The sequence below is a fragment of the Streptomyces lomondensis genome (assembly GCF_014651035.1).
Classification (GTDB): Bacteria; Actinomycetota; Actinomycetes; order Streptomycetales; family Streptomycetaceae; genus Streptomyces; species Streptomyces lomondensis.
Genome location: NZ_BMWC01000051.1, coordinates 1 through 574, shown reverse-complemented (window position 1 = coordinate 574; position 574 = coordinate 1). Strand labels below are relative to the sequence as shown.

At 69.2% G+C, this 574-nt stretch carries 1 protein-coding gene; it reads left to right on the top strand.

Features of this window, described 5'->3' with window-relative positions; genetic code table 11:
* Positions 1-564: chlorophyll a/b-binding protein (locus tag IE255_RS40710; RefSeq protein ID WP_190055154.1), on the top strand; the 564-nt coding region annotated here is incomplete at its 5' end.
* Between the last annotated feature and the right edge of the window lie 10 nt (positions 565-574).

The following is a 574-nucleotide window of genomic DNA, read 5'->3' as shown; positions in this document are numbered from 1 at the left end:
TGGGACACCGCGGGCCTCTCGGCCGACCCCGAGACCTTCGCCAAGAACCGGGAGCTGGAGGTGATCCACTGCCGGTGGGCCATGCTCGGCGCGCTCGGCTGCGTCTTCCCGGAGCTGCTCGCCCGCAACGGCGTCAAGTTCGGCGAGGCCGTGTGGTTCAAGGCCGGCTCCCAGATCTTCAGCGAGGGCGGCCTCGACTACCTCGGCAACCCCAGCCTGGTGCACGCGCAGAGCATCCTCGCCATCTGGGCCTGCCAGGTGGTGCTGATGGGCGCCGTGGAGGGCTACCGCGTCGCCGGCGGCCCGCTGGGCGAGATCGTGGACCCGCTCTACCCCGGCGGCAGCTTCGACCCCCTGGGCCTCGCCGAGGACCCCGAGGCCTTCGCGGAGCTCAAGGTGAAGGAGATCAAGAACGGCCGCCTCGCCATGTTCTCCATGTTCGGCTTCTTCGTGCAGGCCATCGTCACCGGCAAGGGCCCCCTCGAGAACCTCGCCGACCACCTCGCCGACCCCGTCAACAACAACGCCTGGGCCTTCGCCACCAACTTCGTGCCCGGCAAGTAAGCTGCTAGGT